The 24,454-nt window shown below is 63.6% G+C and carries 26 protein-coding genes; 19 read left to right on the top strand and 7 right to left on the bottom strand.

Annotated features, from left to right (window positions below; all coding sequences use genetic code 11):
- The first annotated feature begins 3 nt into the window (after positions 1-3).
- From AWB80_RS09070 to AWB80_RS09055, 4 genes are read left to right on the top strand one after another with little or no spacing between them, the layout of a single operon-like run.
- Positions 4-426, top strand: coding sequence for a MerR family transcriptional regulator (locus AWB80_RS09070; protein WP_061174285.1), 423 nt, complete (start codon positions 4-6; stop codon positions 424-426).
- Between the two features lie 32 nt (positions 427-458).
- Positions 459-2,261 (top strand): bifunctional isocitrate dehydrogenase kinase/phosphatase, encoded by a 1,803-nt coding sequence (aceK, locus tag AWB80_RS09065; RefSeq protein ID WP_061174284.1) that lies wholly within the window; start codon positions 459-461, stop codon positions 2,259-2,261.
- Positions 2,262-2,290: 29 nt separating this feature from the next.
- Positions 2,291-3,061, top strand: a complete 771-nt coding sequence (gene can, locus AWB80_RS09060; RefSeq protein WP_061174283.1) for a carbonate dehydratase — start codon at positions 2,291-2,293, stop codon at positions 3,059-3,061.
- A complete protein-coding gene (locus AWB80_RS09055) occupies positions 3,054-4,247 on the top strand; it encodes an acetyl-CoA C-acetyltransferase (RefSeq protein WP_061174282.1) in 1,194 nt (397 codons plus the stop codon). Before can ends, AWB80_RS09055 begins: the two co-directional genes overlap by 8 nt.
- Positions 4,248-4,297: 50 nt before the next feature.
- Here AWB80_RS09055 and AWB80_RS09050 read toward each other — a convergent pair whose 3' ends face one another.
- The 4 genes from AWB80_RS09050 to ubiM form a co-directional block, all read right to left on the bottom strand.
- Positions 4,298-4,531, bottom strand: coding sequence for a hypothetical protein (locus AWB80_RS09050; protein ID WP_143327997.1), 234 nt, complete (start codon positions 4,529-4,531; stop codon positions 4,298-4,300).
- Positions 4,532-4,656: 125 nt separating this feature from the next.
- A complete protein-coding gene (locus AWB80_RS09045) occupies positions 4,657-5,073 on the bottom strand; it encodes a type II toxin-antitoxin system VapC family toxin (protein ID WP_061174280.1) in 417 nt (138 codons plus the stop codon).
- 41 nt (positions 5,074-5,114) lie between these two features.
- Positions 5,115-5,303: a hypothetical protein gene (locus tag AWB80_RS09040; RefSeq protein ID WP_061174279.1), complete on the bottom strand. Its 189-nt coding sequence runs from the start codon at positions 5,301-5,303 to the stop codon at positions 5,115-5,117.
- A 102-nt stretch (positions 5,304-5,405) separates the two neighbouring features.
- Entirely contained in the window at positions 5,406-6,608 is a 1,203-nt protein-coding gene (ubiM, locus tag AWB80_RS09035; protein ID WP_244206446.1) for a 5-demethoxyubiquinol-8 5-hydroxylase UbiM, read from the bottom strand.
- A gap of 118 nt (positions 6,609-6,726) precedes the next feature.
- Between ubiM and AWB80_RS09030 the strand changes: the two genes are divergently transcribed.
- The 13 genes from AWB80_RS09030 (at position 6,727) to AWB80_RS08970 (ending at position 18,445) form a co-directional block, all read left to right on the top strand.
- Positions 6,727-7,404, top strand: a complete 678-nt coding sequence (locus AWB80_RS09030; protein ID WP_061174338.1) for an SDR family oxidoreductase — start codon at positions 6,727-6,729, stop codon at positions 7,402-7,404.
- A gap of 13 nt (positions 7,405-7,417) precedes the next feature.
- A complete protein-coding gene (locus AWB80_RS09025; protein WP_061174337.1) occupies positions 7,418-8,026 on the top strand; it encodes a glutathione S-transferase family protein in 609 nt (202 codons plus the stop codon).
- Complete coding sequence (locus tag AWB80_RS09020) at positions 8,023-8,442, top strand: YchJ family protein (RefSeq protein WP_061174278.1); 420 nt, start codon at positions 8,023-8,025, stop codon at positions 8,440-8,442. Before AWB80_RS09025 ends, AWB80_RS09020 begins: the two co-directional genes overlap by 4 nt.
- Positions 8,443-8,766: 324 nt before the next feature.
- The gene (locus AWB80_RS09015; protein WP_061174277.1) at positions 8,767-10,023 is read left to right on the top strand and encodes a dienelactone hydrolase family protein; all 1,257 of its coding nucleotides are present in this window, start codon (positions 8,767-8,769) and stop codon (positions 10,021-10,023) included.
- A 261-nt stretch (positions 10,024-10,284) separates the two neighbouring features.
- Entirely contained in the window at positions 10,285-11,595 is a 1,311-nt protein-coding gene (locus AWB80_RS09010; RefSeq protein WP_061174276.1) for an adenosylmethionine--8-amino-7-oxononanoate transaminase, read from the top strand.
- A complete protein-coding gene (bioF, locus tag AWB80_RS09005; protein ID WP_061174275.1) occupies positions 11,592-12,782 on the top strand; it encodes an 8-amino-7-oxononanoate synthase in 1,191 nt (396 codons plus the stop codon). Before AWB80_RS09010 ends, bioF begins: the two co-directional genes overlap by 4 nt.
- Entirely contained in the window at positions 12,779-13,480 is a 702-nt protein-coding gene (bioD, locus tag AWB80_RS09000) for a dethiobiotin synthase (RefSeq protein ID WP_061174274.1), read from the top strand. The genes bioF and bioD overlap by 4 nt, the downstream gene beginning before the upstream one ends.
- A 4-nt stretch (positions 13,481-13,484) precedes the next feature.
- Entirely contained in the window at positions 13,485-14,525 is a 1,041-nt protein-coding gene (gene bioB / locus AWB80_RS08995) for a biotin synthase BioB (protein ID WP_061174273.1), read from the top strand.
- Positions 14,522-15,463, top strand: coding sequence for a 2-hydroxyacid dehydrogenase (locus tag AWB80_RS08990; RefSeq protein ID WP_061174272.1), 942 nt, complete (start codon positions 14,522-14,524; stop codon positions 15,461-15,463). Before bioB ends, AWB80_RS08990 begins: the two co-directional genes overlap by 4 nt.
- Positions 15,464-15,510: 47 nt before the next feature.
- Positions 15,511-16,434, top strand: coding sequence for a hydroxymethylglutaryl-CoA lyase (locus AWB80_RS08985; RefSeq protein WP_061174271.1), 924 nt, complete (start codon positions 15,511-15,513; stop codon positions 16,432-16,434).
- Between the two features lie 12 nt (positions 16,435-16,446).
- Positions 16,447-16,944, top strand: coding sequence for a YbaK/EbsC family protein (locus AWB80_RS08980; protein ID WP_061174270.1), 498 nt, complete (start codon positions 16,447-16,449; stop codon positions 16,942-16,944).
- A complete protein-coding gene (locus AWB80_RS08975; protein ID WP_087131130.1) occupies positions 16,941-17,537 on the top strand; it encodes a DUF1289 domain-containing protein in 597 nt (198 codons plus the stop codon). Before AWB80_RS08980 ends, AWB80_RS08975 begins: the two co-directional genes overlap by 4 nt.
- A complete protein-coding gene (locus tag AWB80_RS08970) occupies positions 17,534-18,445 on the top strand; it encodes an MBL fold metallo-hydrolase (protein ID WP_061174269.1) in 912 nt (303 codons plus the stop codon). Before AWB80_RS08975 ends, AWB80_RS08970 begins: the two co-directional genes overlap by 4 nt.
- A gap of 179 nt (positions 18,446-18,624) precedes the next feature.
- Here AWB80_RS08970 and AWB80_RS08965 read toward each other — a convergent pair whose 3' ends face one another.
- Positions 18,625-19,515 carry an alpha/beta fold hydrolase gene (locus AWB80_RS08965; protein ID WP_061174268.1) on the bottom strand — a complete coding sequence of 297 codons (891 nt, stop codon included), beginning with the start codon at positions 19,513-19,515 and terminating at the stop codon, positions 18,625-18,627.
- A gap of 204 nt (positions 19,516-19,719) precedes the next feature.
- Here AWB80_RS08965 and AWB80_RS08960 point away from each other — a divergent pair, with 204 nt between their 5' ends.
- On the top strand, positions 19,720-20,676 hold the full coding sequence (locus AWB80_RS08960; RefSeq protein WP_061174335.1) for an NAD(P)H-dependent flavin oxidoreductase: 957 nt from the start codon (positions 19,720-19,722) through the stop codon (positions 20,674-20,676).
- Between the two features lie 70 nt (positions 20,677-20,746).
- Here the strand turns inward: AWB80_RS08960 and AWB80_RS08955 are convergent, their stop codons facing one another.
- Complete coding sequence (locus AWB80_RS08955) at positions 20,747-21,859, bottom strand: porin (protein WP_061174267.1); 1,113 nt, start codon at positions 21,857-21,859, stop codon at positions 20,747-20,749.
- A gap of 485 nt (positions 21,860-22,344) precedes the next feature.
- Entirely contained in the window at positions 22,345-22,716 is a 372-nt protein-coding gene (locus AWB80_RS08950) for a hypothetical protein (RefSeq protein ID WP_061174266.1), read from the bottom strand.
- Between the two features lie 507 nt (positions 22,717-23,223).
- Between AWB80_RS08950 and AWB80_RS08945 the strand changes: the two genes are divergently transcribed.
- Positions 23,224-24,243, top strand: coding sequence for a bile acid:sodium symporter family protein (locus tag AWB80_RS08945; protein WP_061174265.1), 1,020 nt, complete (start codon positions 23,224-23,226; stop codon positions 24,241-24,243).
- Positions 24,244-24,454 lie beyond the last annotated feature (211 nt).

Here is a 24,454-nt window from a genome sequence, read left to right as displayed (position 1 = left end):
GCAATGACTCAACCGACGCATTACACGATCACCGAACTGGCGCGCGAGTTCGACATCACGCCGCGCGCGATCCGCTTCTACGAGGATCAGGGCCTGCTTGCGCCCAAACGCGCGGGCGCGAACGGTCTGCGGCGCGTGTATTCGCCGCGCGACCGCACGCGGCTGAAGCTCACGTTGCGCGGCAAGCGGCTCGGCTTCACGCTGTCGGAAATCCGCACGCTGCTCGATCTCTATGATTCGCCGACCGGCTCGGCCACGCAACTGCAGGCTTTCGTCGATACGATCGCCGCGCATCGCGAAGTGCTCGAACGTCAGCTGGAAGACCTGAACACCACGCTCGCCGAACTCGCCGCATACGAGGAACAGGGCCGCGCGCTGATCGCCGCGGGCACGGACAAGCGCGCGCGCAAACCCAAAGCGGCATGAGGTGACTTCCCCACACGAAGCGCAGGCTCGACATGAATCACTTTCCCAAGCTGCTCTCATCGCAAATCGGCTTCGACGTCGCCAAGACGATACTCGAAGGCTTCGAGCATCATTACCGCGTGTTCCGCGAGGCCGCGATCGAGGCGAAGGCGCTGTTCGAGCACAGCGAATGGCCCGCGCTGCAGCAACTCGCGCGCGACCGCATCACGTCGTATGACGATCGCGTCGAGGAATGCGTCACCCTGCTCGAAGACGAATACGATGCCGAAAACATCGACGACGACATCTGGCAGCAGATCAAGCTGCATTACATCGGCTTGCTGACGACGCATCGGCAGCCGGAATGCGCCGAGACGTTCTTCAACTCGGTGTGCTGCAAGATTTTGCATCGCTCGTACTTCAACAACGATTTCATCTTCGTGCGGCCGGCCATTTCGACCGAATACATCGAAAACGACGAGCCCGCCGCGAAGCCGACCTATCGCGCGTATTACCCGGAAAAAGACGGTCTCGCCGCGACGCTCGAACGCATCGTCACGAACTTTCAGCTGGAGTCACCTTTCGAGGACCTGCAGCGCGACGTTGAATGCGTGATGCAGGCGATGCGCGATACCTTCGGCGATCTCAAGCCCGCGCCGAATTTCCAGATTCACGTGCTTTCGTCGCTGTTCTTCCGCAACAAGGCGGCGTATATCGTCGGGCGCATCATCAACGGCGATGCGCTGCTGCCCTTCGCCATCGCGATCCGGCACACGGCGCCGCGCCTGCTCGCGCTCGATACCGTGCTGCTGTCGCGCGAACAGGTGCTCATCATCTTCAGCTTCGCGCACTCGTATTTTCTCGTCGACATGGAAGTGCCGTCCGCCTACGTGCAGTTTCTGCGCACCATCATGACGCGCAAGCCGAAGGCGGAAATCTATACGTCGGTCGGCTTGCAAAAGCAGGGCAAGAATCTGTTCTACCGCGATCTGCTGCATCATCTGTCGCATTCGAGCGACAAATTCATCGTCGCGCCCGGCATCAAGGGGCTCGTGATGATCGTCTTCACGCTGCCTTCGTTTCCGTACGTGTTCAAGCTCATCAAGGACGCGTTTCCGCCGCCGAAGGAAACCACACGGCAGAAGATCCAGGACAAGTACCAGCTCGTGAAGCGCCACGATCGCCTGGGCCGCATGGCCGATACGCTCGAATATTCGAGCGTCGCGCTGCCGGTCGCGCGCCTCGACGATGCGCTTATCCGCGAACTCGAAAAGGAAGCGCCTTCGATGATCGAGTACGAAGGCGACAGGCTCGTCATCAGGCATGTGTATATCGAGCGCCGCATGGTGCCGCTCAATCTGTTCCTGCAGAATGGCAGCGCTGACGACATCGAGCACGGCATCAAGGAATACGGCGACGCGATCAAGCAGTTGATCCAGGCCAATATCTTTCCCGGCGACATGCTGTACAAGAACTTCGGCGTGACCCGGCATGGTCGCGTGGTGTTCTACGACTACGATGAAATCGAGTATCTGACCGATTGCAACGTGCGCCGCGTGCCGCCGCCGCGCAACGAGGAAGACGAACTGTCGGGCGAACCGTGGTATACCGTCGGTCCGCACGATATCTTTCCCGAAACGTACGGCACATTTCTGCTCGGCGATCCGCGCGTGCGCGAAGCGTTCATGCGCCATCACGCGGATTTCTTCGATCCCGCGCTGTGGCAGCAACACAAGGAACAACTGCTGCGCGGCGAACTCGCCGATTTCTTTCCCTATGACCGGGACATCCGATTCTGCATCCGTTATCCGGAGCGTTTCGGCGAGTCCGGCCGACCGGATGCGCGTGCCGCCTGACGCATGCCGTCCCGCTTTGACCTTCGAACATGAACCCTATTGACGACAAGACTCCGCTTGCCCACCTGTTCGCGAACAATCAGGAATGGGTTCAGCGCAAGCTCGCCGAGGACGGCGAGTTCTTCCAGCGTCTCGCGCATCAGCAAACGCCGGAATATCTGTGGATCGGTTGCGCGGATTCGCGCGTGCCCGCCAACGAGATCATCGGCCTGCCGCCGGGCGAAGTGTTCGTGCACAGAAACATCGCGAACGTCGTCGTGCACTCGGACCTCAACTGTCTGTCGGTGATCCAGTTCGCCGTCGATCTGCTGAAGGTGAAGCACATCATGGTCGTCGGCCATTACGGCTGCTCGGGCGTGGGCGCGGCGCTCGTCGGGCGGCGCGTCGGCCTTGCCGATAACTGGCTGCGCCATGTCGAGGACGTGCGCGAGAAACACGGCGCGCTGCTCGACACATGGCCGATGGGCGACGCGCGGCATCGTCGGCTCGTCGAGCTGAACACGATCGAGCAGACCATCAACGTATGCCGCACGACCATCGTCAACGACGCATGGGCGCGCGGTCAGGAACTCACCGTGCACGGCTGGACCTACGGCGTGCACGATGGCCGCTTGCGCAACATGGGCATGATGATCGGCGCGTCGGAGGAGATCGACCCGGTGTATCAGTCGTGCATCGCCGCAATGAGTCGCAGCGGCGCGCATTCCGCGGAGAACGATGTCCTCGCGTCCGATGCGGCGCGTCTGGGCGATGTTCCCGCCGTCATTCAGGGCGTCATCAAGGAGCTGAAACATGAGTGAGACAAAATCCGATTCCATCGTCATCGTCTCGGCGGCGCGCACGCCGATGGCCGCGTTCCAGGGCGATTTCGCGTCGCTGACCGCGGCGCAACTCGGCGCGGCGGCGATCGCCGCGGCGCGCGAACGCGCGGGCCTCGCGCCCGAGCTGATCGAAGAGGCGATCATGGGCTGCGTGCTGCCCGCCGGACAAGGTCAGGCGCCCGCGCGTCAGGCTGCGCTCGGCGCCGGGCTGCCGCTTTCCACAGGCTGCACGACGATCAACAAGATGTGCGGCTCCGGCATGCGCGCCGCGATGTTCGCGCACGACATGCTGCTCGCGGGCTCGGTCGACGTGATCGTCGCGGGCGGCATGGAGAGCATGACGAACGCGCCGTATCTGCTGCCGAAAGCGCGCGGCGGCCTGCGCATGGGTCACGCGCAGGTGCTGGATCACATGTTCCTCGACGGCCTCGAAGACGCCTATGAAAAGGGTCGTCTGATGGGCACGTTCGCGGAGCAATGCGCTTCGTCGTATGCGTTTTCGCGCGAGTCGCAGGACGCGTTCGCGGTCGAATCGCTGCGGCGCGCGCAACGCGCGAACGAGGACGGTTCGTTCAAATGGGAGATCGCGCCGGTGACGGTGCCCGGCAAGAAGGGCGATACCGTCGTCGCACGCGACGAGCAGCCGTTCAAGGCCAACATTGAGAAGATTCCCTCGCTCAAGCCTGCGTTCGCCAAGGACGGCACGGTGACGGCGGCGAATTCGTCGTCGATTTCGGATGGCGCTGCGGCGCTCGTGATGATGCGCGAATCGACGGCGTCGCGGCTCGGCGTCACGCCGATCGCGCGTGTGGTCGGGCACAGCACGTTCGCGCAGCAGCCGGCGTTGTTCACGACGGCGCCTGTGGGCGCGATCAGCAAGCTGTTCGAAAAAAACGGCTGGCGCGCGGGCGATGTCGATCTGTATGAGATCAACGAAGCGTTCGCCGTCGTGGCGATGGCCGCGATGCGCGAACACGACCTGCCGCACGACAAGGTCAATGTGAATGGCGGCGCGTGCGCGCTGGGACATCCGATCGGCGCGTCGGGCGCGCGGATTCTCGTCACGTTGCTGGGCGCGTTAAAGGCGCGCGGGTTGAAGCGTGGGGTGGCGAGTCTGTGTATCGGCGGTGGGGAAGCGACTGCGATGGGTGTTGAGCTGGTTTGAGCGTCGTGGGCCGGGCCGGGGGTGGTGCGCCGGGCCGGCTCACATTCGCGTCATCGGGATACGTCCGGTTCTTCGTCGGCTTCGTCATGCTCGAAGATCGAATCGTCGACATCGACTTTAGGAAGGTTCAGGAGAGCGTCGATAAACGCTACCGGGTCCGTATCGGCGTTTTGTCCCATCTGCCACCGAACCTCGCGCTCGATCTTCTGCTCGATGGCGGCGCGTTGCTGGATCTCCTGAAGCTCTGTGTCGTCAACGTCGCCGGGAAAGACTTGCTGAACCATTTTGAACATACTGCTCTCCTCGTCTGAAAGGTGCGAGTAGCTTGGCTTTAGTCCTGCTCAATACGCATAACTAATCATCTGAATGATCTAGGAATTTTCGACAGTTATCTTCCACGGTCGCGATGCTATTCGAAGGGATTCAGCATTTTGACGCCCACTCTCTCGAAGTCTCTGACATTGCGTGTGACAACCGTCAGGTCGTAGGCGAGCGCCGTCGCCGCAATGAGCCTGTCTACGGCAGGCTCCGGGTGTCGCGCACGAAGACGCCCCCACAGTTCCCCTATAGCCCTGTCCACCGGCACGATTTTCCCTTGATAGCTGCGCAGAACACGTTTCAGCCACGCCTCCACGATCGCCGCCTGCCGGACGTCACCCTTGTTACGAAGTGACTCGACACCACGTCGCAACTCACCTACGGTAACGACCGAAAGAAATACAACTTCGCCTCTTTGTTCAGCACCGTCGAAAAACGCGCGAACACCTTCGTTCGCGCGCTCTTCCCTTCTGGTCTCGCTGATGACGTTGGTATCAGCCAGAAACATCCGACTCTCCGTAGCCAGCGTGACGATCGAATATGGAGTCGTCACAGTCGATTTTCGGAAAACTCATGAGTGCCCCTGATGAAGCCCGCGTTATCGTCATCGCCCAGTATGCCCATCCGCCTTCGCACCTCCTTTTCGATCTCCCAACTTCGGGCGGCCTCCTTCTGAATTTCCCGAAGCTCGTCGGGGTCGATATTCGGCGGTAACGTTCCCTGAATTATCTTGAACATGGTCAGCTCCTCGTCTGAGCGTTGCGAGTAGCGTGACTTTACTCCGGTTTATTGAGCATACGTAGTCATCCGAACGATATAGGATTTTTCGACAGCCACGCCTCACTGCCCCGCCAACGACATCGCCACGGCGCGCTTGAACGGCGTCAATCTCTCCCCGACACGCAACATCGCATCCCGCGCAATCCGCGCCGGCAGCGAGTCCCGCGTGTACACCTCCGTGATGAACCGCGTGACCATGTAAAGCGGCCGCGTCGCCTGCCGATGCTTCTGCTCGTAGCGCGCAAGCAACGCATCGCCGGCGATATCGAGCCCCGCCGTATGCGCATCGCGCATCGCACGGGACAGCGTCTCGATCCCATCGAGACCGAAGTTGAAGCCATGCGCGGTCACCGGATGCATGCCCACCGCCGCATCGCCGACGGTCGCGAAACGCTTCGCCACGAACCGCGTCGGATAAACCGACACCAGCGGATAAACATGCCGCGTCGTTTGCAGCGCCATCGCGCCGAGCCGCCGTTCGAAGCGGCGTTCGATCTCGCGATTGAACGCATCGGCATCGAGCCCGCTCAGCCGGTCGATGTCGCGCGCCTCCAGCGTCACCACCACCGACGACCGGCACGCGCCCGTTTCCGGGTCCGGATTCATCGGCAGGAGCGCGAGCGTCTGCCCATGGCCGAACCATTCCCACGCTGTGTGCTCGTGCGGCGCGTCGTGCGTCATGCTGCAGACGAGCATCGATTTGCCGAAATCGTGCATGTCGGCAGCTATGCCCATCATGCGGCGCGTCGCGGAAAACCGGCTGTCCGCCGCGACGATCATCCGCGCCGCGAGCGTCTTGCCGCTTTCGAGCCGCACGCGCGCGCCGCAGGCATCGGTATCGACATCGATCACGCGCTCGGACGCCATCACGCGGACCGCCGCGCCCGACGCCGCAAGAGACTCGACGGCCCCGAACGCCGCCCGCCGGATCAGATGATTCGACACGAGCCACCCCAACTCGGCGTGCCCCGAGAGCGCATGACCGATCTTCAACGCGAACGGCGACGATCCATTGAGAATGCGCGCGTCGGACAACTGCGATTTCGCGTGCGCATCGATGCGCTCCCACACGCCGAGCGTCTTCAGATACGCGACGGACTTCTGCGTCAGCGCGATCTCGCGCCCGTCGAACGCGGGCCCGCGCAGCGCGTCGTCGCTTTGCTGCTCGACGAGCACGACGGACAAACCCGCGCCACTCAGCGCATTCGCCAGGCACAGGCCCGCCGGCCCCGCGCCGACGATCACGACATCGGTATGCATCATCTTTCTGGTCTTACGTAAGCGAAAGCGCACCACGATATCGGAAACGCCTGCGCGCGATCCGCGACCGCGGGTCGCGCGCTATAGTCGCAAGGTCGCCAATACAAGGAACATGTCGCTCATGAAAACGGTATTGATCATCGGCGCGTCGCGCGGCCTCGGCCACGAGTTCGCGCGCGAATATTGCCGCGACGGCTGGCGCGTGCTCGCCACCGCGCGCGACAAGGCCTCGCTCTCCGCGCTCGACGCGATGGGCGCGCAAACCTTCCCGCTCGACGTCACGCAGCCCGAACAGATCGGCGCGCTCGCGTGGCAGCTGGAGGAAGAGCGGCTGGACGTGGCGGTCGTCGTTTCGGGCGTCTACGGTCCGCGCACCGAAGGCGTCGAAACGATCAGCGCCGACGACTTCGATCAGGTGATGCACACCAACGTGCGCGGCCCGATGCAGCTGATTCCCGTGCTCCTGCCGCTCACCGATGCCGCGAACGGCGTGCTCGCGGTGGTGTCGAGCAAGATGGGCAGCATCGGCGGGGCGAGCGGCACGACCGGCTGGCTGTATCGCGCGAGCAAGGCGGCGCTCAATTCGGCGCTGAAGGTGGCGTCGCTGGAATCGCGTCATTCGGCCTGCGTCGCGCTGCATCCGGGCTGGGTGCGCACGGAAATGGGCGGGTCATCGGCGGCGATCGATGTCGCGCACAGCGTCGCGGGCATGCGCGCGGTAATCGCGGAAGCGGGCGCGATGCGCGACGAATTCAACGGCAGCTTCGTCCAGTACGACGGCACGAAGCTCGAATGGTGAAACTGGAGTGAATGTGACTTATCAAGTGCACGGCGTTTCCGCATCGGGCAACTGCTACAAGGTTCGCCTCGTCCTCGAACAACTCGGCCTGCCTTACGCGTGGCATGAAGTCGACATGATGAACGGCGCGACCCGCACCGAGGACTTCAAGCGGCTCAATCCGAACGGCAAGGTTCCGGTGCTCGTCATCGACGACAAGACCACGCTTTCCGAATCCGACGCGATTCTTTGCTATCTCGCCGACGGCTCGCCGCTCATGCCCACCGACCGGCTCGAACGCGCGCAAGTGCTGCAATGGATGTTCTTCGAGCAGTACAGCCACGAGCCGTTCGTCGCAGTCGCGCGCTTCATCCTGCAATTCCAGAAGCGCCCCGACGACGCGCGTCTGCCCGACAGGATCGCCGGTTCGTATCGCGCACTCGACGTGATGGAGCAGCATCTCGCGACCCGTACGTATTTCGTCGGCGAGCGCTACTCCGTCGCGGATATCGCGCTCTACGCGTACACGCACGTCGCGGATGAGGCGAACGTCGATCTGGCGCGCTATCCGGCGATCCGCGCGTGGCTCGAACGGGTGCGCAGCCAGCCGCGTCACGTCGAGATGCCGGGCGTCGATCAATGAAGCCGGTGGACTGCCCGTGCGGCGGCGCCGCGCCCGATCAGCGCCCGAATGCGCGCGCGCCGCGCTACGACGCCTGCTGCGGCCGTTTTATCGAAGGCGGCAAAAAACCCGCGAACGCGATGCAACTGATGCGTTCGCGCTACACCGCCTACGTGCTCGGCGACACGGCGTACCTGCGCGCAACCTGGGCCGAATCGACCTGCCCACCCGATCTCGACCCTTACGACCCGAACACGCGCTGGCTCGGCCTGCAGATCAAGCGCCATACGCCCATCGACGCCGATCACGAGGAAGTCGAGTTCGTCGCGCGCTACAAGACCGGCGGGCGGGCGTATCGGCTGCACGAAGCCAGCCGCTTCACGCGCAATGCCGCCGGAAACTGGATCTACGTCAACGGCGACATTAAAGAAAAGTAAATATGTCTTTAAGAAATATGAGATTACGCACGGTATTAATTTCCTAAGAATTTCCTTTCAGATTAAACAGTTACGGGGTACCACTTATTGTGCAGTGAAATTTTGAACGGGTAATCTCTGTTCACGTCAGGGCGCAGTCATTCCCGTGCCCGGACACTCGCAGCGAAGCCCCGTTTTGAAGCCAATTGTCATGCCTTTTCAGGGCATGACTCCCGGAACCCGCAGCCGATACTGCTCTTCACGAGCAGCGCGATAGGTTTGTGACTTCAAAAAAAGGGGCCACGCCGTATCAACGCTTATTGGATGCGCAGTCGGAGTTCACGGATGGCGATCAGAACCTGGTTGGTCGGATGCAGCATGGTGTGCGCGCTCGCGACGTCGCTCGTCACGTCCGCCGTGCGCGCCGAGCCGATCGGCGGGGTGCGTCAGTCCGAAGGTCTCCAGGCGCCCGCATTCGGTCAGACGCTTTCGCAGATTCCCGATTCGCTCGACGCCGGCCTGCCCGCCGTCGCGAATGGTCTGAACGAAGCCGTCATCCAGATTCCCGAAGCCGACATCTCGCTCGAAACCACGGTGTTCAAACCGGACGGCGCCGGCCCGTTCCCGATGATCGTCTTCAATCACGGCAAGCTCCCCGGCGACTCGCACGCGCAGCCGCGCAATCGGCCGGTCGCGCTCGCGCGTGAATTCGTGCGTCATGGTTACGTGGTCGTCGTGCCGAATCGCCGCGGCTTCGCGGGCTCGGGCGGCGATTACACCGGTCACGGCTGCAACGTCGAGGCGAATGGCTTCGCGCAGGCACAGGACGTCGCCGCGACCGTCGCTTACATGAGCGAGCAGCCGTATGTCGACAAGACGCATATCGTCGTGGCGGGCACGTCGCATGGCGGCCTGACGACCATGGCCTACGGCGCGCGCGATGCCGTCGCGGCGCCCGGCGTGCGCGGCCTGATCAATTTCTCCGGCGGCCTGCGTCAGGATGAATGCGCGGGCTGGCAAAAGAATCTCGTCAACGCGTTCGGCTCCTACGGCGAGCACGTGCGTCTGCCCTCGCTGTGGCTCTACGGCGACAACGATTCGGTCTGGCAAGGCGATCTGTCCGTGCAGATGTACACCGCCTACACGCAGCACGGCGCGCGCGCGAACATGGTCGATTTCGGCACCTACAAGAACGACGCGCATCGTCTCGTCGGCGATCGCGACGGCGTGCAGGTCTGGTGGCCGCGCGTGAAAGCCTTCCTCGCGCAGATCGGCATGCCCACGTCCGTGCAGTATCAGGTCAGCGAGCCGCGCATGCCGAAGGCGACCAACTTCGCGGATCTCGATTCGGTGCAGGCCGTTCCCTACGTCGATGAAAACGGCCGCGCCGGATACCGCAACTTCCTCTCGCAGTATTCGAGCCGCGCGTTCGCGGTGTCGGATTCGGGCGCGTGGTCCTGGGCCGAAGGCGGCGACGATCCGATGGCCGTCGCGGTCGCGAGCTGCCAGAAGCAGAGCGCCGATCCGTGCAGGCTCTACGCGGTGAACAACCGCATCGTCTGGAACGATCAGGCGGCCGAGACGCAGACCGCGTCGCGCTGAACGCGCCCTTTCCCGCTTTCTTCAGACGCCGGCCATGCGCCGGCGTTCGCTTTTGCCAAGCCCGCATCTTCCGCGCCAATCCGACGACAACGCTTCGAAATGCGCGAAGTTACGCGCGATAGCGCGTTTTCGCATTTCCATTGCGCGCGCACGCATGGCCAAAAAACCTTCCGAATACGGAAGGTTGCGCCGCTTTTAGGGATAATTGACTCGCGCAGTTTTCCCCAGCAACGCAAGCGTCCAGGCGCTTGGGAGCCGTTTTTGAACACAGAAGCCAATCAGGACTGGGTTGCCCGCTCGCTCGCGGCCGTGTGGCATCCGTGCACCCAGATGAAACATCACGAGCGCGTGCCGCTCGTGCCGATCGCGCGCGGCAAGGGCGCGTGGCTCTACGATCCGCAGGGCGACCGCTATCTCGATGCGATCAGCTCGTGGTGGGTGAACCTCTTCGGCCACGCGAACGAAGACATCAATCGCGCGCTCAAAGATCAGCTCGACACGCTCGAACACGCGATGCTCGCGGGCTGCACGCACGAGAGCGCCATCGAACTGGCCGAGCGTCTGTCGGCGCTCACGCAGCGCACGCTCGGTCATGCGTTTTTCGCGTCGGATGGCGCGTCGGCGGTCGAAATCGCGCTGAAGATGAGCTTTCACTTCTGGCGCAATCGCGGACAGGACAAGAAGCGCGAATTCGCGTGCCTGGCGAACAGCTACCACGGCGAAACGATCGGCGCGCTCGGCGTGACCGATGTCGCCCTCTTCAAGGACGCCTACGATCCGCTGATCCGTCACGCGCATGTGGTCGCGTCGCCGGCCGTGGCGGGCGTCGATTCCGCCATCGCCGCGATGCGCGCGCTGTTCGAGCAACGCGCGCCGAGCCTCGCGGCCGTCATCGTCGAGCCGCTCGTGCAGTGCGCGGCTGGCATGGCGATGTACGACGCGTCGTATCTCGCGCAATTGCGCGCGTTGTGCGACGAATTCGGCGTGCATCTGATCGCCGATGAAATCGCGGTCGGCTGCGGGCGCACCGGTACTTTTTTCGCGTGCGAGCAGGCCGGCATCTGGCCGGATTTCATCTGCCTGTCGAAGGGCATCAGCGGCGGTTATCTGCCGCTGTCGATCGTCCTTACGCGTGACGACATCTACGCCGCTTTCTACGACGACGACGTCACGCGCGGCTTCCTGCACTCCCATTCGTACACGGGCAATCCGCTCGCGTGCCGCGCCGCGCTCGCCACGCTCGATCTGTTCGAAAGCGCGAACGTGCTGGCGGAGAATCGACGCAAGTCGGCGTTGTTGCGCGAGGCGTTGCGCGCGCATTTCGGCAAGCACGAACGCGTAAAGAACCTGCGCGAACGCGGCACGATCTTCGCGTTCGATGTCGACATCGACGACAAGACGTTTTCGCGCCGTTTCTTCGCCAACGCACTGAAGCGCGAACTGCTGATGCGCCCGATCGGCACGACGGTCTACATGATGCCGCCGTACATCCTCAGCGACGACGAACTCGCGCTCCTCGCGCAACGCACGCGCGAGACGCTCGACGTTACGCTTGCCGGGGGCGCCGCATGACGAATACCTCGCAAGCGCTCTACGCAACGCTGAAACAAGGCCTCGCCGATATCGACGCGCGCGGCCTGCGACGCCGCCGCAAGACCATCGACAGCGCGTGCTCCGCGCACATGACGGTCGATGGCCGCGAGATCATCGGCTTCGCGAGCAACGATTATCTCGGCCTCGCCGCGCACGAAGGCATCCGCGCGGCGCTGGCCGAAGGCGCATCGCGCTACGGCGCGGGCAGCGGCGGCTCGCATCTGCTTGGCGGCCATTCGCGCGCGCACGCGCAGCTCGAAGACGATCTCGCCGCGTTCTCGGGCGGTTTCGTCGACAATGCGCGCGCGCTCTACTTCAGCACCGGCTACATGGCGAACCTCGCGATCGTGACCGCGCTCGCCGGACGCGGCACGATCGTGTTCTCCGATGCGCTGAACCACGCGTCGTTGATCGACGGCGTGCGTCTCTCACGCGCGGAGACGCAGATCTACCCGCACGCCGACATGGACGCCCTCGACGCGATGCTCGACGCCTCGGGCGACAGCGCGGCGACCAAGCTTATCGTCACCGACACCGTGTTCAGCATGGACGGCGATATCGCGCCGCTCGCGCGTCTCGTCGAACTCGCGGAGAAGTACGGCGCGTGGCTCATCGTCGACGACGCGCATGGCTTCGGCGTCCTCGGCCCGCAAGGACGCGGCGCGTTGGCGCATTACGCGCTGCGCTCGCCGCATCTCGTGTATGTCGGCACGCTCGGCAAGGCGGCGGGCGTCGCGGGCGCGTTCGTCGCGGCGCATGAGACTGTCGTCGAATGGCTGGTGCAGCGCGCGCGTCCGTATATCTTCACGACGGCGTCGCCGCCGGCGGTAGCGCTCGCGGTGTCGAAGAGCATCGAAGTCATTGCGAGCGATGAAGGCGACCGACGGCGCGCACATCTCGCGTCGCTGATCGAGACCACGCGCGCGATGCTCAAGCGCACGCGCTGGATGCCCGTCGATTCGCATACGGCCGTGCAGCCGCTCGTGATCGGCGGCAACGATGAAACGCTGGAGATCGCCGCCGCGCTCGACAAACACGGCCTCTGGGTGCCCGCGATCCGTCCGCCGACCGTGCCGCAAGGCACCTCGCGCCTGCGCATTTCGCTTTCCGCCGCGCACAGCGAGGACGATCTCGCGCGCCTCGATCACGCACTGAAGACTTTATGAACGCCTTATCGCTATTCGTCGCCGGCACCGATACGGAAATCGGCAAGACGCTCGTCTCTGCGGGGCTGCTGCACGGCTTCGCGCGCGCGGGCCTGCGCGCCGCCGCGATGAAGCCGATCGCCTCAGGGGCCGTCGAGCGCGACGGCGTGCTGCACAACGAAGACGCCGATCAGCTCGACGCCGCCGCGAACGTCGCGCTGCCCAATGAAATCCGCACGCCGTTCATGATGCGCGAGCCGATTGCGCCGCATATCGCCGCCGCGCGCGAGGGCATCGCGCTGGATATCGCGCGCATCGTCGAGGCGCATCGCTTCGCCGTGACGCAGGCGGATATCGTCGTGGTGGAAGGCGTCGGCGGCTTTCGCGTGCCGCTCGACGACGCGCACGACACCGCCGATCTCGCGCTCGCGCTGAATCTGCCGGTGGTGCTGGTGGTCGGCATGCGGCTCGGCTGCATCAGCCATGCGCTTTTGACCGTGGAAGCCATCGCGTCGCGCGGACTGAAGCTCGCGGGCTGGGTCGCCAATCGCGTCGATCCGGCTATGCTGTATCCCGACGAAAATATCGCAACGCTCAAACAACGCATCAAGGCGCCGCTCATCGGCGTGATTCCGCATCTCCCTTCGCCCGATGCGTCGCGCGCCGCCGATTCGCTCGACATCGACGTTCTGACCGACTCGCTTCATCAAAAGGATTGACCTCATGACACAGCAAATCACCGCTGAGCCGACCGCTCACACCACGTCGCAACCGATGCAGCGCTGGCGCGTCGCCGATGTCGTCGCGCTGTACGACTTGCCGTTCAACGATCTGCTGTATCGCGCGCAGACCGTGCATCGCGAGCATTTCGATCCGAACGCGGTGCAGCTTTCCACGCTGCTGTCGATCAAGACCGGCGGCTGCGAGGAAGATTGCGCGTACTGTCCGCAGTCGGTGCATCACGACACGGGCCTGAAGGCCGAAAAGCTGATGGAAGTCGGCGAAGTCCTGAAAGCAGCAGAAGTCGCGAAGAGCAATGGCGCGACGCGCTTCTGCATGGGCGCGGCGTGGCGCAATCCGAAGGATCGCCATCTGGAGCCGATCAAGGACATGATCCGCGGCGTCAAGGCGATGGGCCTCGAAACCTGCGTGACGCTCGGCATGCTGGAGGCGCATCAGGCGCAAGGACTGCGCGATGCGGGCCTCGATTACTACAACCACAATCTGGATACCTCGCCGGAGTTCTACGGCCAGATCATCTCGACGCGCACGTATCAGGATCGCCTCGACACGCTCGAACATGTGCGCGACGCCGGCATCAACGTGTGCTGCGGCGGGATCGTCGGCATGGGCGAATCGCGGCGCGAACGCGCGGGCCTGATCTCGCAACTGGCGAACATGGAGCCGTATCCGGAATCGGTGCCGATCAACAATCTCGTGCAGGTCGCGGGCACGCCGCTCACCGGCGTCGAGGCGCTCGATCCGTTCGAGTTCGTGCGCACGATCGCGGTCGCACGCATCACGATGCCGAAGGCAATGGTGCGTCTCTCGGCCGGCCGCGAGCAGATGGACGAGGCGCTGCAGGCGCTGTGCTTCGCCGCCGGCGCGAACTCGATCTTCTACGGCGACCAGCTTTTGACGACGAGCAACCCGCAGGCCGAAGCCGATCGCAAGCTGATCGAGCGTCTGGGCATGCGCGCGGAGTCGGCCCAGAATGCCGGCGTCGAAAGCACTGAGCGCTCGTGCGGGCACGGCCACGCATGAAAATCATCTTCTACGAAAAAGGCGCCGATCTCGACGCGTGGCTCGGCGGCCTGCGGCGCGAGCTGCCGGGCGCGGATCTGCGCGTGTGGGAGCCGGGCGACACCGCGCCCGCCGACTACGCGATCGTCTGGCGCGCGCCGCGCGAGCTGTTCGCGAATCGTCCGGACTTGCAGGCGGTGTTCAATCTCGGCGCGGGCGTCGATGCAATTCTCGATGTCGAGCGCAAGGAACCCGGCACGTTGCCGCCGAACGCGAAGCTCGTGCGTCTGGAAGATACCGGCATGGCGCAGCAGATGGTCGAATACGCGACGTACTGCGTGCTGCGCTACCTGCGCCGTTTCGACGAATACGACGCGCTGCAACGCGAAGGCCGCTGGGAAAAACTGCCGCAGCACGCGCGTGAATCGTTTACCGTCGGCGTGCTCGGCCTCGGCGTGCTGGGCGGCGAAGTCGCAAAGGGCTTGCTGAAACTCGGCGTGCCCGTGCGTGGCTACAGCCGCTCGCCGAAGACGATCGAAGGCGTGCAGGTTTATGCGGGCCCGGAACGGTTCGATGCGTTTCTCGACGGCGTGAAGGTGCTCATCAATCTGTTGCCGCACACGCCCGACACCGAAGGCATTCTGAACGCGCGCACGTTCGCGAAGCTCGCGCCCGGCGCGTATCTGGTAAACGTGGCGCGCGGTCCGCATCTCGTCGATACGGATCTCATCGCCGCGCTCGATGGCGGCCAGATCGCCGCCGCGACACTCGACGTCTTTCACACGGAACCGTTGCCGCAGGATCATCCGTTCTGGACGCATCCGCGTGTATCGGTGACGCCGCATATTTCGGCGGAAACGCTGCGCGAAGAAAGCATCGTGCAGATCGCCGGCAAGATCAAAGCACTCGCGCGCGGCGAGCCGATCAGCGGCATCGTCGATTTCAGGCGCGGGTACTGAACGCATCGCATCGAATCGCATCGCATCGCATATAAAGGGAGACAGCCATGATTCCGGCAAAAGTGAAAATCGTCGAAGTCGGGCCGCGCGACGGCCTGCAGAACGAAAAGGAGTTCGTGCCCACCGAAACCAAGATCGAGCTGGTGAACCGGCTTGCGCGCGCGGGCATCGTCAACGTGGAGTCGACATCGTTCGTGTCGCCGAAATGGGTGCCGCAGATGTCCGACGCCGCCGCCGTGATGGCCGGCATCGAGCGCCGTCCGGGCACGATCTACTCGGTGCTGACGCCGAATCTGCGCGGCTTCGAAGGCGCGCTCGAAGCGAAGGCCGATGAAATCGTGATCTTCGGCGCGGCCAGCGAGGCGTTCTCGCAGAAGAACATCAATTGCAGTATCGCGGAGAGCATCGCGCGCTTCGAGCCGGTCGCGAAGGCCGCGAAGGATGCGGGCATGCGGCTGCGCGGCAGCATCTCGTGCGCGCTCGGCTGCCCGTATCAGGGCGAAGTGAGCATCGAATCGGTGGTGGATGTGGTCGAGCGCATGAAGGCCCTCGGCTGCGACGAGATCGACATCGCCGATACGATCGGCGTCGGCACGCCCAAACGCACGCGCGAAGTGCTCGCAGCGGCGCAGAAAGTGTTTCCGCGCGAGCGGCTTTCCGGGCACTTCCACGATACGTACGGACAGGCCATCGGCAATATCTATGCGGCGCTGCTCGAAGGCGTCGAGATCTTCCACGCATCGGTGGCGGGGCTCGGCGGCTGTCCGTATGCGAAGGGCGCGACGGGCAATGTCGCGACCGAAGACGTGGTCTATCTGATGAACGGACTCGGCATCGAGACGGGCATCGATCTGGATCAGCTCGTCGATATCGGCGATTTCATTTCGCGTGCGATCAGCAAGCCGAGTTCGTCGCGCGCGGGCCGCGCGATTTTCACGAAGAAGCGCGACGGCGCGGCCGCCTGCGCCTGAAAAGGGAACACGATGACCGACCACTTACCCGATTCCGCGCGCCGCGTCGCGCTGTTGCTGAAGGAACGCGGCCATCCGCACGACGTCGTGATGCTGCCCGAAACCGGCAAAACCTCGGCTGAAGCCGCAGCCGGTCTGGGCTGCGCGGTCGCGCAGATCGCCAAGTCGATCCTGTTTCGCCGCAAGGAAGACGACACGCCCGTGCTCGTGATCGCGAGCGGCGCGAATCGCGTCGATGAAGCGAAGGTCGCGGCGCGCGTCGGTGCATTGGCGCGCGCCGATGCGAAGTTCGTGCGCGAGAAGACCGGCTACGCGATCGGCGGCGTGTGCCCGATCGGCCATGCGGTCGAACCCGTCACGCTGATCGACGCAGACCTGCTCGCGCTCGACAGTCTGTGGGCCGCGGCCGGGCATCCGCACGCGGTATTCAATCTGTCGCCGCAAGAGCTGATCGAGTTGACCGGCGCGCCGGTCGTCGATGTCGCGCTGCGCGAAACGGCCGAGTCATGACAGACGTGGCGTCGCCGTGCGTGGACGTCTGCCGCATGAATCCGGAAACGGGCTTCTGCGACGGGTGTCTGCGCACCATCGACGAAATCGCCGCCTGGGCTGCCTGCGACGATGAAGAAAAGCGCGCGGTGCTCGCGCGCGTCGAGAGCCGTCGCCAGGGCGCGCGCGTGGTGATCGTCGGCGAAACGTTCGAAGCGGCGCTCGCGCTGCCGCCCGAATCGATCAAGCACTTCGCGACGCTCGTCAACGATCTCAACCCCTTGCATCACGACGACGCCTACGCGCGCGCGAGCCGCTTCGGGTCGCTGATCGCGTCGGGCACGCAGCCGACCGCGCACTTGATGGCGATGCTCGCCGCGCACTTTTCGCGCGACGCGCAGCCGCTCGGCCTCGAATTCGGCATCCGGCTGACGCGCGCGGTGAAGGCGCACGACGTGCTCACGATGTTCTGGCGCGTCACCGAAGCGAAGTGGAAAGCGAGCCTGAATGGCGATCTCGTGAAGCTCGAAGGCGGCGCGCGCAACCAGCTCGGCGAAACGGTGATGAAGGCGACGGCGACCATCGTCGTGATGCCGAAGGAGCCGCGCGCGTGAAGGCGCTTCCGGAATCCATCACGGTGTTGGAGCGCGGCTGGCTCTCGTCGAACAACGTGCTGTTCGCAAGCGACGAAGGCACGGCGATCATCGATACGGGCTACGCGTCGCACGCGCCGCAGACGCTCGCGCTCGTGCAGCGAACGCTCGGCGCGCGCAAGCTCGATCTGATCGTCAACACGCATCTGCATTCGGATCATTGCGGCGGCAACGCGCTGCTTCAGCAAGCCTATAAGTGCGACACGCTGATTCCCGCGAGCGAAGCGCACGCCGTGCGCGACTGGGACGAGGAAGCGCTCACGTTCCGCGCGACGGGCCAGCGCTGCGACCGGTTCGGCTTCACGGGCACGATCGAACACGGCGCGACGCTCGCGCTCGGCGGTTTCGACTGGAACGTGCTCGGCGCGCCGGGCCACGATCCGCATTCGCTGATGCTGCATTGCCCCGAATTGCGCGTGCTGATCAGCGCCGACGCGCTATGGGAAAACGGCTTCGGCGTGATCTTTCCCGAACTGGAAGGCAACAGCGGCTTCGCAGAAGAACGCGCGGTGCTCGAACTGATCGCGCAACTCGACGTCGATGTCGTGATTCCCGGCCACGGTGCGCCATTCACGGACGTCGGCCGCGCGCTCGACGTCGCTTCGTCGCGGCTCGATTACCTGCAGGCCGATCCCGCGCGCAACGCGAAGAACGCACTCAAGGTGCTGATCGTCTTCAAGCTGATGGAAGTCCGCGCGATGACGCTCGACGCGCTCGTCACGATGACCACGCAGGCCCGCGCGATGCGCGCCGCCGCCGATACGCTCGCGCCATCGGGCGAGCTTCGGAGGCTCATCGAAAAGATCGTCGGGGAACTGGCGCGCGGCGGCTCGGTGAGGGTGAGCGGCGAAACCGTGTCGGCCGCCTGAAGCAAACCGGGCGCACAAAAAGAAAGCCGCTTGTCAGCTACGGCAAGCGGCAGAATCAATTGGACGTGATCAACGTCCAACGTATCGTAACGCGACACCATTTCACGTGCATCGGTGCTTTCCCTACAAAATTTTAACGATCACCTGAACTCGCGTAAGACCCAACGCCGGCGCGGGTTTCAGGGCGCATCGGCCTCGAAGAAGGCGAGTATTTCCGCAAGCAGCATGTCGGGCTGTTCCTCGGGAATGTAGTGTCCGCACGGCAGCGCGCGGCCGCTCACGTCGCGCGCGACGCGCCGCCATTCGTCGAGCGCGTCGAAGCATCGTTCGATCACGCCTTCCTGTCCCCACAGCACGCGCAGCGGACACGCGACCTTCAGACCGCGTTCGAGATCGGCGCGATCGTGCTCCAGATCGATGCTCGCCGACGCGCGATAGTCCTCGCACATCGCGAAGATCGCGCCGGGCGACGCGAGCGCATCGCGGTACGCCTGCAACGCGTGCGGCGCGAACGGTGCGAGGCCCGCGTGCCGATTGCCCATCACGCGGTCAATGTAGGCATTCGGATTGCCGCTGATCAGCAGTTCCGGCAGCGGCGACGGCTGAATCAGCAAGAACCAGTGGAAGTACGCGGTCGCGAAGGAGCGGTCGGTCGCTTCGTACATCGCAAGCGTCGGCGCGATATCGAGCAGCATCAGGCGATCGACGGCATCGGGAAAATCCATCGCCATGCGATGCGCGACGCGCGCGCCGCGATCGTGCGCGCAGACGAGAAAGCGCTCGAAGCCGAAGTGGCGCATCACCGCGACCTGATCGGCGGCCATCGCGCGTTTCGAATACGGCGTGTGGCGCGCGTCGCTCTTCGGCTTGGCCGATGCGCCGTAGCCGCGCAGATCCGTTGCAATGACGGTGAAGTGTTTCGCGAGATCGCCGGCGCACTTGTGCCAGATCTCGTGCGTTTGCGGATGGCCGTGCATGAGGAGCAGCGGCGGCCCGTCACCGCCTTTCATCCCGACGATCTCTACGCCCCCCGCATCGACGCGAAACGGCTCGTAGTCTCCGAAGGACATGGTGTTTTCTTGTTCGTGGCGTTGCGGATCATTGTAGGCGCGCTCGCGCGATCGCTCGCCCGCAAACGCGAAAACCGAAGACTTCCTCGGGAAATGGCGGATATCTCAAAAACAACGCGCTGCTTATAATCGAACGATCGTTCGCTGTCGGCAGTTCGTAGAATGCTTTCAATGCTGCCCGCACACATTCAGGAGATTCGTGCCATGGCCCTGCCCGCCATCCTGCAGCACCTCACGTTGCCCGTCGTCGGCTCGCCGATGTTCATCGTCAGTTATCCGGAACTCGTGCTTGCGCAATGCAAGGCGGGCATCGTCGGCTCGTTTCCGGCGCTCAACGCGCGCCCCGCCGGGATGCTCGACGAATGGCTCACCCAGATACAAAGCGAGCTTGCCGAACACAAGGCGGCGAATCCCGACGCAGTGATCGGACCGATCGCGGTCAATCAGATCGTCCATCAATCCAATTCGCGGCTCGAACAGGACGTGCGCGTGTGCGTCGAGCACAAGGTGCCGATCTTCATCACGAGCCTGCGCGCGCCGGTCAGGGAGATGATCGACGCGGTGCATTCGTACGGCGGCATCGTGCTGCATGACGTCATCAATCTGCGGCACGCGCAGAAGGCGCTCGAAGCGGGCGTGGACGGCCTGATTCTCGTCGCGGCGGGCGCGGGCGGACATGCGGGCACGACCTCGCCGTTCGCGCTCGTCGGCGAAGTGCGGCGCATGTTCGATGGTCCGATCGTGCTGTCGGGCGCGATCGCCAACGGCGGCTCGATTCTCGCCGCGCAGGCGATGGGCGCGGACCTCGCCTATATGGGCACGCGCTTCATCGCGACGAAAGAAGCGCACGCGCCGGAGAACTACAAGCGCGCGATCGTCGATGCCACGGCCGCCGACATCGTCTACACGAATCTCTTCACCGGCGTGCACGGCAATTACATCCGCGAGAGCATCGTCAATGCGGGACTCGATCCGGACGCGTTGCCCGCGTCCGACAAGACCGCGATGAACTTCGCCGAAGGCAAGGCGAAGGCGTGGAAGGACATCTGGGGCGCGGGGCAAGGCGTCGGGCTGATGCAGGACGCGCCGAGCGTCGCGGAACTGGTTCAGCGCCTGAAGCGCGAGTACGACGACGCGAAGGCGCGCCTCGCGATCGGCTGATTATTTTCGACGCCCGCAAAAAAACACCGCGCACGAAGCGCGGTGTTTTTGTTTGGGCGAACGCGTTTCTTTAGAACTTCGCGCGGATGCCGACCCCGAACGTATCGCCCGACGACAGGTTCGTGTACTTGTCGTTCAGGTAAGCCGCGTAGACATCGGTGCGCTTGGACAGCGGATAGTCGTAGCCGAGCGCCCAGCTCTTGTGCGTCTGGTCGAGCCCGCCGTTGCTGCGCGAGTACGCGTACGACGCCATCACCGTGCCCGGGCCGAGCGGCACGGTCACGCCGCCTTGACCGGTATTGACGTGGAAGGTGCCCGGACCTTCGTAGTCGTTCTTCGTGTACATGTACTGCGCGAAGAACTTGACGTACTTCAGATCGTACGACGCGCCCAGTTGCCCGACGCTCTGGCTCTTGTAGCCGGGCGTGGCGAAGCCGTCCACCGAGGTCAGGTCGCCCGGCGTGTTGTTGAAGTTCACGTACTGATAAACGCCGGTCGCCGCGAACGGGCCGTGGAAGTACAGGAACTGCGCGCTGTACTTCTTCGAGCGGCCATCGCCGGCGTTGTTGCCGAAGCTGTACATGACGCTGCCCGACAGACCGTTGAAGTCAGGCGACGTGTACTGCACCGAGTTGTTCCAGCCCGAATCGCCGATCACGCCCTGATCCGTGCGGTACGTCGGGAACGTGCCTGCGCCGAGGAACACGTGATAGACCATCGGCGAGAAGACATACGAGTCGACGAACGGGTTGAACAGAATCGTCGAGACGAAGAGTTGCGTCGTCAGGCGGCCCGTCGTGAACGTGCCGATCGGACCTTGAATGCCGACGTACGAGTTGCGCGCGAAGAAGGTGTCGCCCTGGAAGCGCCCGTACTGGCCGTTCTGCGCGCGGAAGAAGCTTTCCAACGTGAAGATGGCCTTGTAGCCGCCGCCCAGATCCTCGGCGCCCTTCAAGCCCCAGTAAGACGTCGACATGCCGCCGCCGCTCACGTTCCACGCGCGATCGCCGCCCGGAAACTTCTGAGCGCCGACCCATTCGTCGACCTGCCCATACAGCGAAACGCTCGACTGCGCGTGTGCCGCGCCCGCAGCGAAGAGGCCGAGCATCGCCGCGGCGACTGCGGTGGCCTTGACCGTTGCTCTCACCGTAGTCTTCGGCGCACGGTTGACGGTTGACTTCATGAACTCTCCTGTCTTTTGTCGAAAATTGAAAGCTTGGCGGGCGAGGGGCGTGGCACTCGCCTCGTCTGACCGGCTTAACGGTTTTGTGGGCGAGAGTGGCAACGCGTGTGGAGCGGCACCATCTTTACGGACCATTTTTCCGGTCAAAAATGTTTTTGGTTATTGCGGGTATAGCGGTTCGGATACTTCAGGCCGTTGGCGCATTAAGAAATGCGCACTTCGTCACGCGCTCATGCGGCCCGTCTCGATGACGAACGCGACGCACAGCGAGCATCGACGCGCCTCTTCGAGCACCGAAAGCCATTCGAAATATTGGGAAAACGACATTTATCCGCGCAGGGCGCATTGTCCTTGCGCGGAAAAAAGAGCGGAATATCTTGAAGAAATTCGACGCGTAACTGTGGCGTGATTACGTCATCGGGAAAGCGAAACTAGACGCGCCGATACTTTTTTGATTCGTGCGCAATAACGACGAAGGCGACGTATCAGTTGCGGTAGCTTGCGTTGGCGGGTGTGCGGCCGTCGTCCGCCGGACGTCCGGGCTGGCGCGGCAGGCTGCGTTCTTCGTTGTACCGCGTGATGTCCGCGCGGATGGAACCGGAGCCGCGCATGGGCGTGGCCTGTTCAGCGCGCGTGCCGGGGCGCACTTCGGCGCTCACGGGAGTGAGGCCGTCTTTCGCGGCGACCGGCGTGTAGTGCAGGGATTGCCTGCTGTCGGCCGAATCGCTGAACACCGCCGACGGCGACAACCACTCGGCGCGCGGCCCCGCAAGCGCGAGCGAACCCGCTACCGTCAGCGCGCCGAGCGCAGCGGTTACGAAAAGCCGGGTAGTCTTGCGAAAGCCAATGAGCGCCATGTCCAAACTGCCTGCGTCCGACCGATATTCGCGTCCGTGACACCGAAAGCGCGGGGCTGACGATTCAGGCGGACGACCGGCCGAAAGTCGGAGCATTCGGGCGAAGGCATCAATGTGATGCAAAAACCCGCCGACCGGTGTATCCAACAATTTATTGGGGCTTGCGGCGGCAGTCGAGCCAAAAAGTGTTAGGCCTGCTCGATGGTTGTAACACCGTGTTACGTCAGAGTTTTTTCGCTTTGGCCGACCGTTTCGGATGCCCAATCATGTGACGAAAATCGTGCTGGATAGACGATTGTCGAAGCCGTCAATTCGACGGTCGTGCGGCCCGGATGTTGCTGCCTCGTTCCTTCTGCACTCGGCGTTTTCATGCGCATTGTGAATCAATCGATCTGGCAAATGAATTTGACGATTTAATCGGGTACGGGGGAAAATCATGGTTTTTCCTGACTTGACGCTGAGAAGGCCGGGTACGGTTCCCGGCATGTCCAGGTACGAGATCCTTTGATGGCACGGCCCAAACTTCTTCCCGACAATTTCACGCTGGCGCTCGTCGGCACCGTCATCATCGCGAGCTTCCTGCCGTGCCGCGGCAGCGCCGCGGTGGCGTTCAACTGGATCACCGATTTCGCCATCGGACTGTTGTTTTTCCTTCACGGCGCAAAGCTTTCCCGCGAGGCGATCGTCGCGGGCGCGACGCACTGGCGGCTGCACCTCGTCGTGCTGCTCAGCACGTTCGCCCTCTTTCCGCTGCTGGGACTTGCCCTCAAGCCGGTTCTGACGCCGCTCGTCACGCCCGCGCTCTACACCGGCATCCTGTTCCTCTGCACGTTGCCGTCCACGGTGCAATCGTCGATTGCGTTCACGTCGATGGCCAAGGGCAACGTGCCGGCGGCCGTATGCAGCGCGTCTGCTTCGAGCCTGCTCGGCATCTTCATCACGCCGGCGCTGGTCGGGATCGTGGTGAGCAACCATGGCGCGACGACCGGCTCGCCGTGGCATACCGTCGGCAACATCACGCTGCAACTGCTCGTGCCGTTCATCGCCGGACAACTGCTGCGGCCGGCCATCGGCAAATGGATCGACAAGCATCGCGCGATGCTCAAATTCGTCGATCAGGGTTCGATCCTGCTCGTCGTGTATGTGGCGTTCAGCGAAGCCGTGAACGAAGGCATCTGGCACTCGATCTCGCTGTCGACGCTCGCCGGGCTGCTCGCAGTCAACATCCTGCTGCTGGCGGCCGCGCTTTTCATCACCGCGTTTACGGCCAAGCGTCTCGGCTTTTCCCGCGCGGATCAGATCACGATCATCTTCTGCGGCTCGAAGAAGAGCCTCGCCTCCGGCATTCCGATGGCGAAGGTGATCTTCGCGTCGCACGCGGTCGGCGCGGTGGTGCTGCCGCTCATGCTGTTCCATCAGATCCAGCTCATGGTGTGCGCCGTGCTCGCGCAGCGATGGGGCGCGCGCAAGACCGCGCCCGAACCGCCGCGCGAGGGCAAGAGTGTCGGCGCGCCCGCGCGTCGCTGACTGGCGGCGTCTGCTGCTTCATCGTCGTTCTCCGCTGTGTTCAGAAAAGGCCGCCTCGTGCGGCCTTTGTGTCATTTGAACCCGGCCGCGCGCCGGCGTCGATTCGGCCGAACGGCATAGGCCGAATCACCTGACCTCTCGCATCGATCATCGAACGTGAGTTGCTTCGCGTCCGACGCTTTGGCCTATGTCATTGCGCCTAATGGCGTCC

Source organism: Caballeronia pedi (assembly GCF_001544915.2).
GTDB lineage: Bacteria > Pseudomonadota > Gammaproteobacteria > Burkholderiales > Burkholderiaceae > Caballeronia > Caballeronia pedi.
Note: the sequence above shows the minus strand (reverse complement) of the source record. Positions and strands in the feature narration are given on the sequence as shown.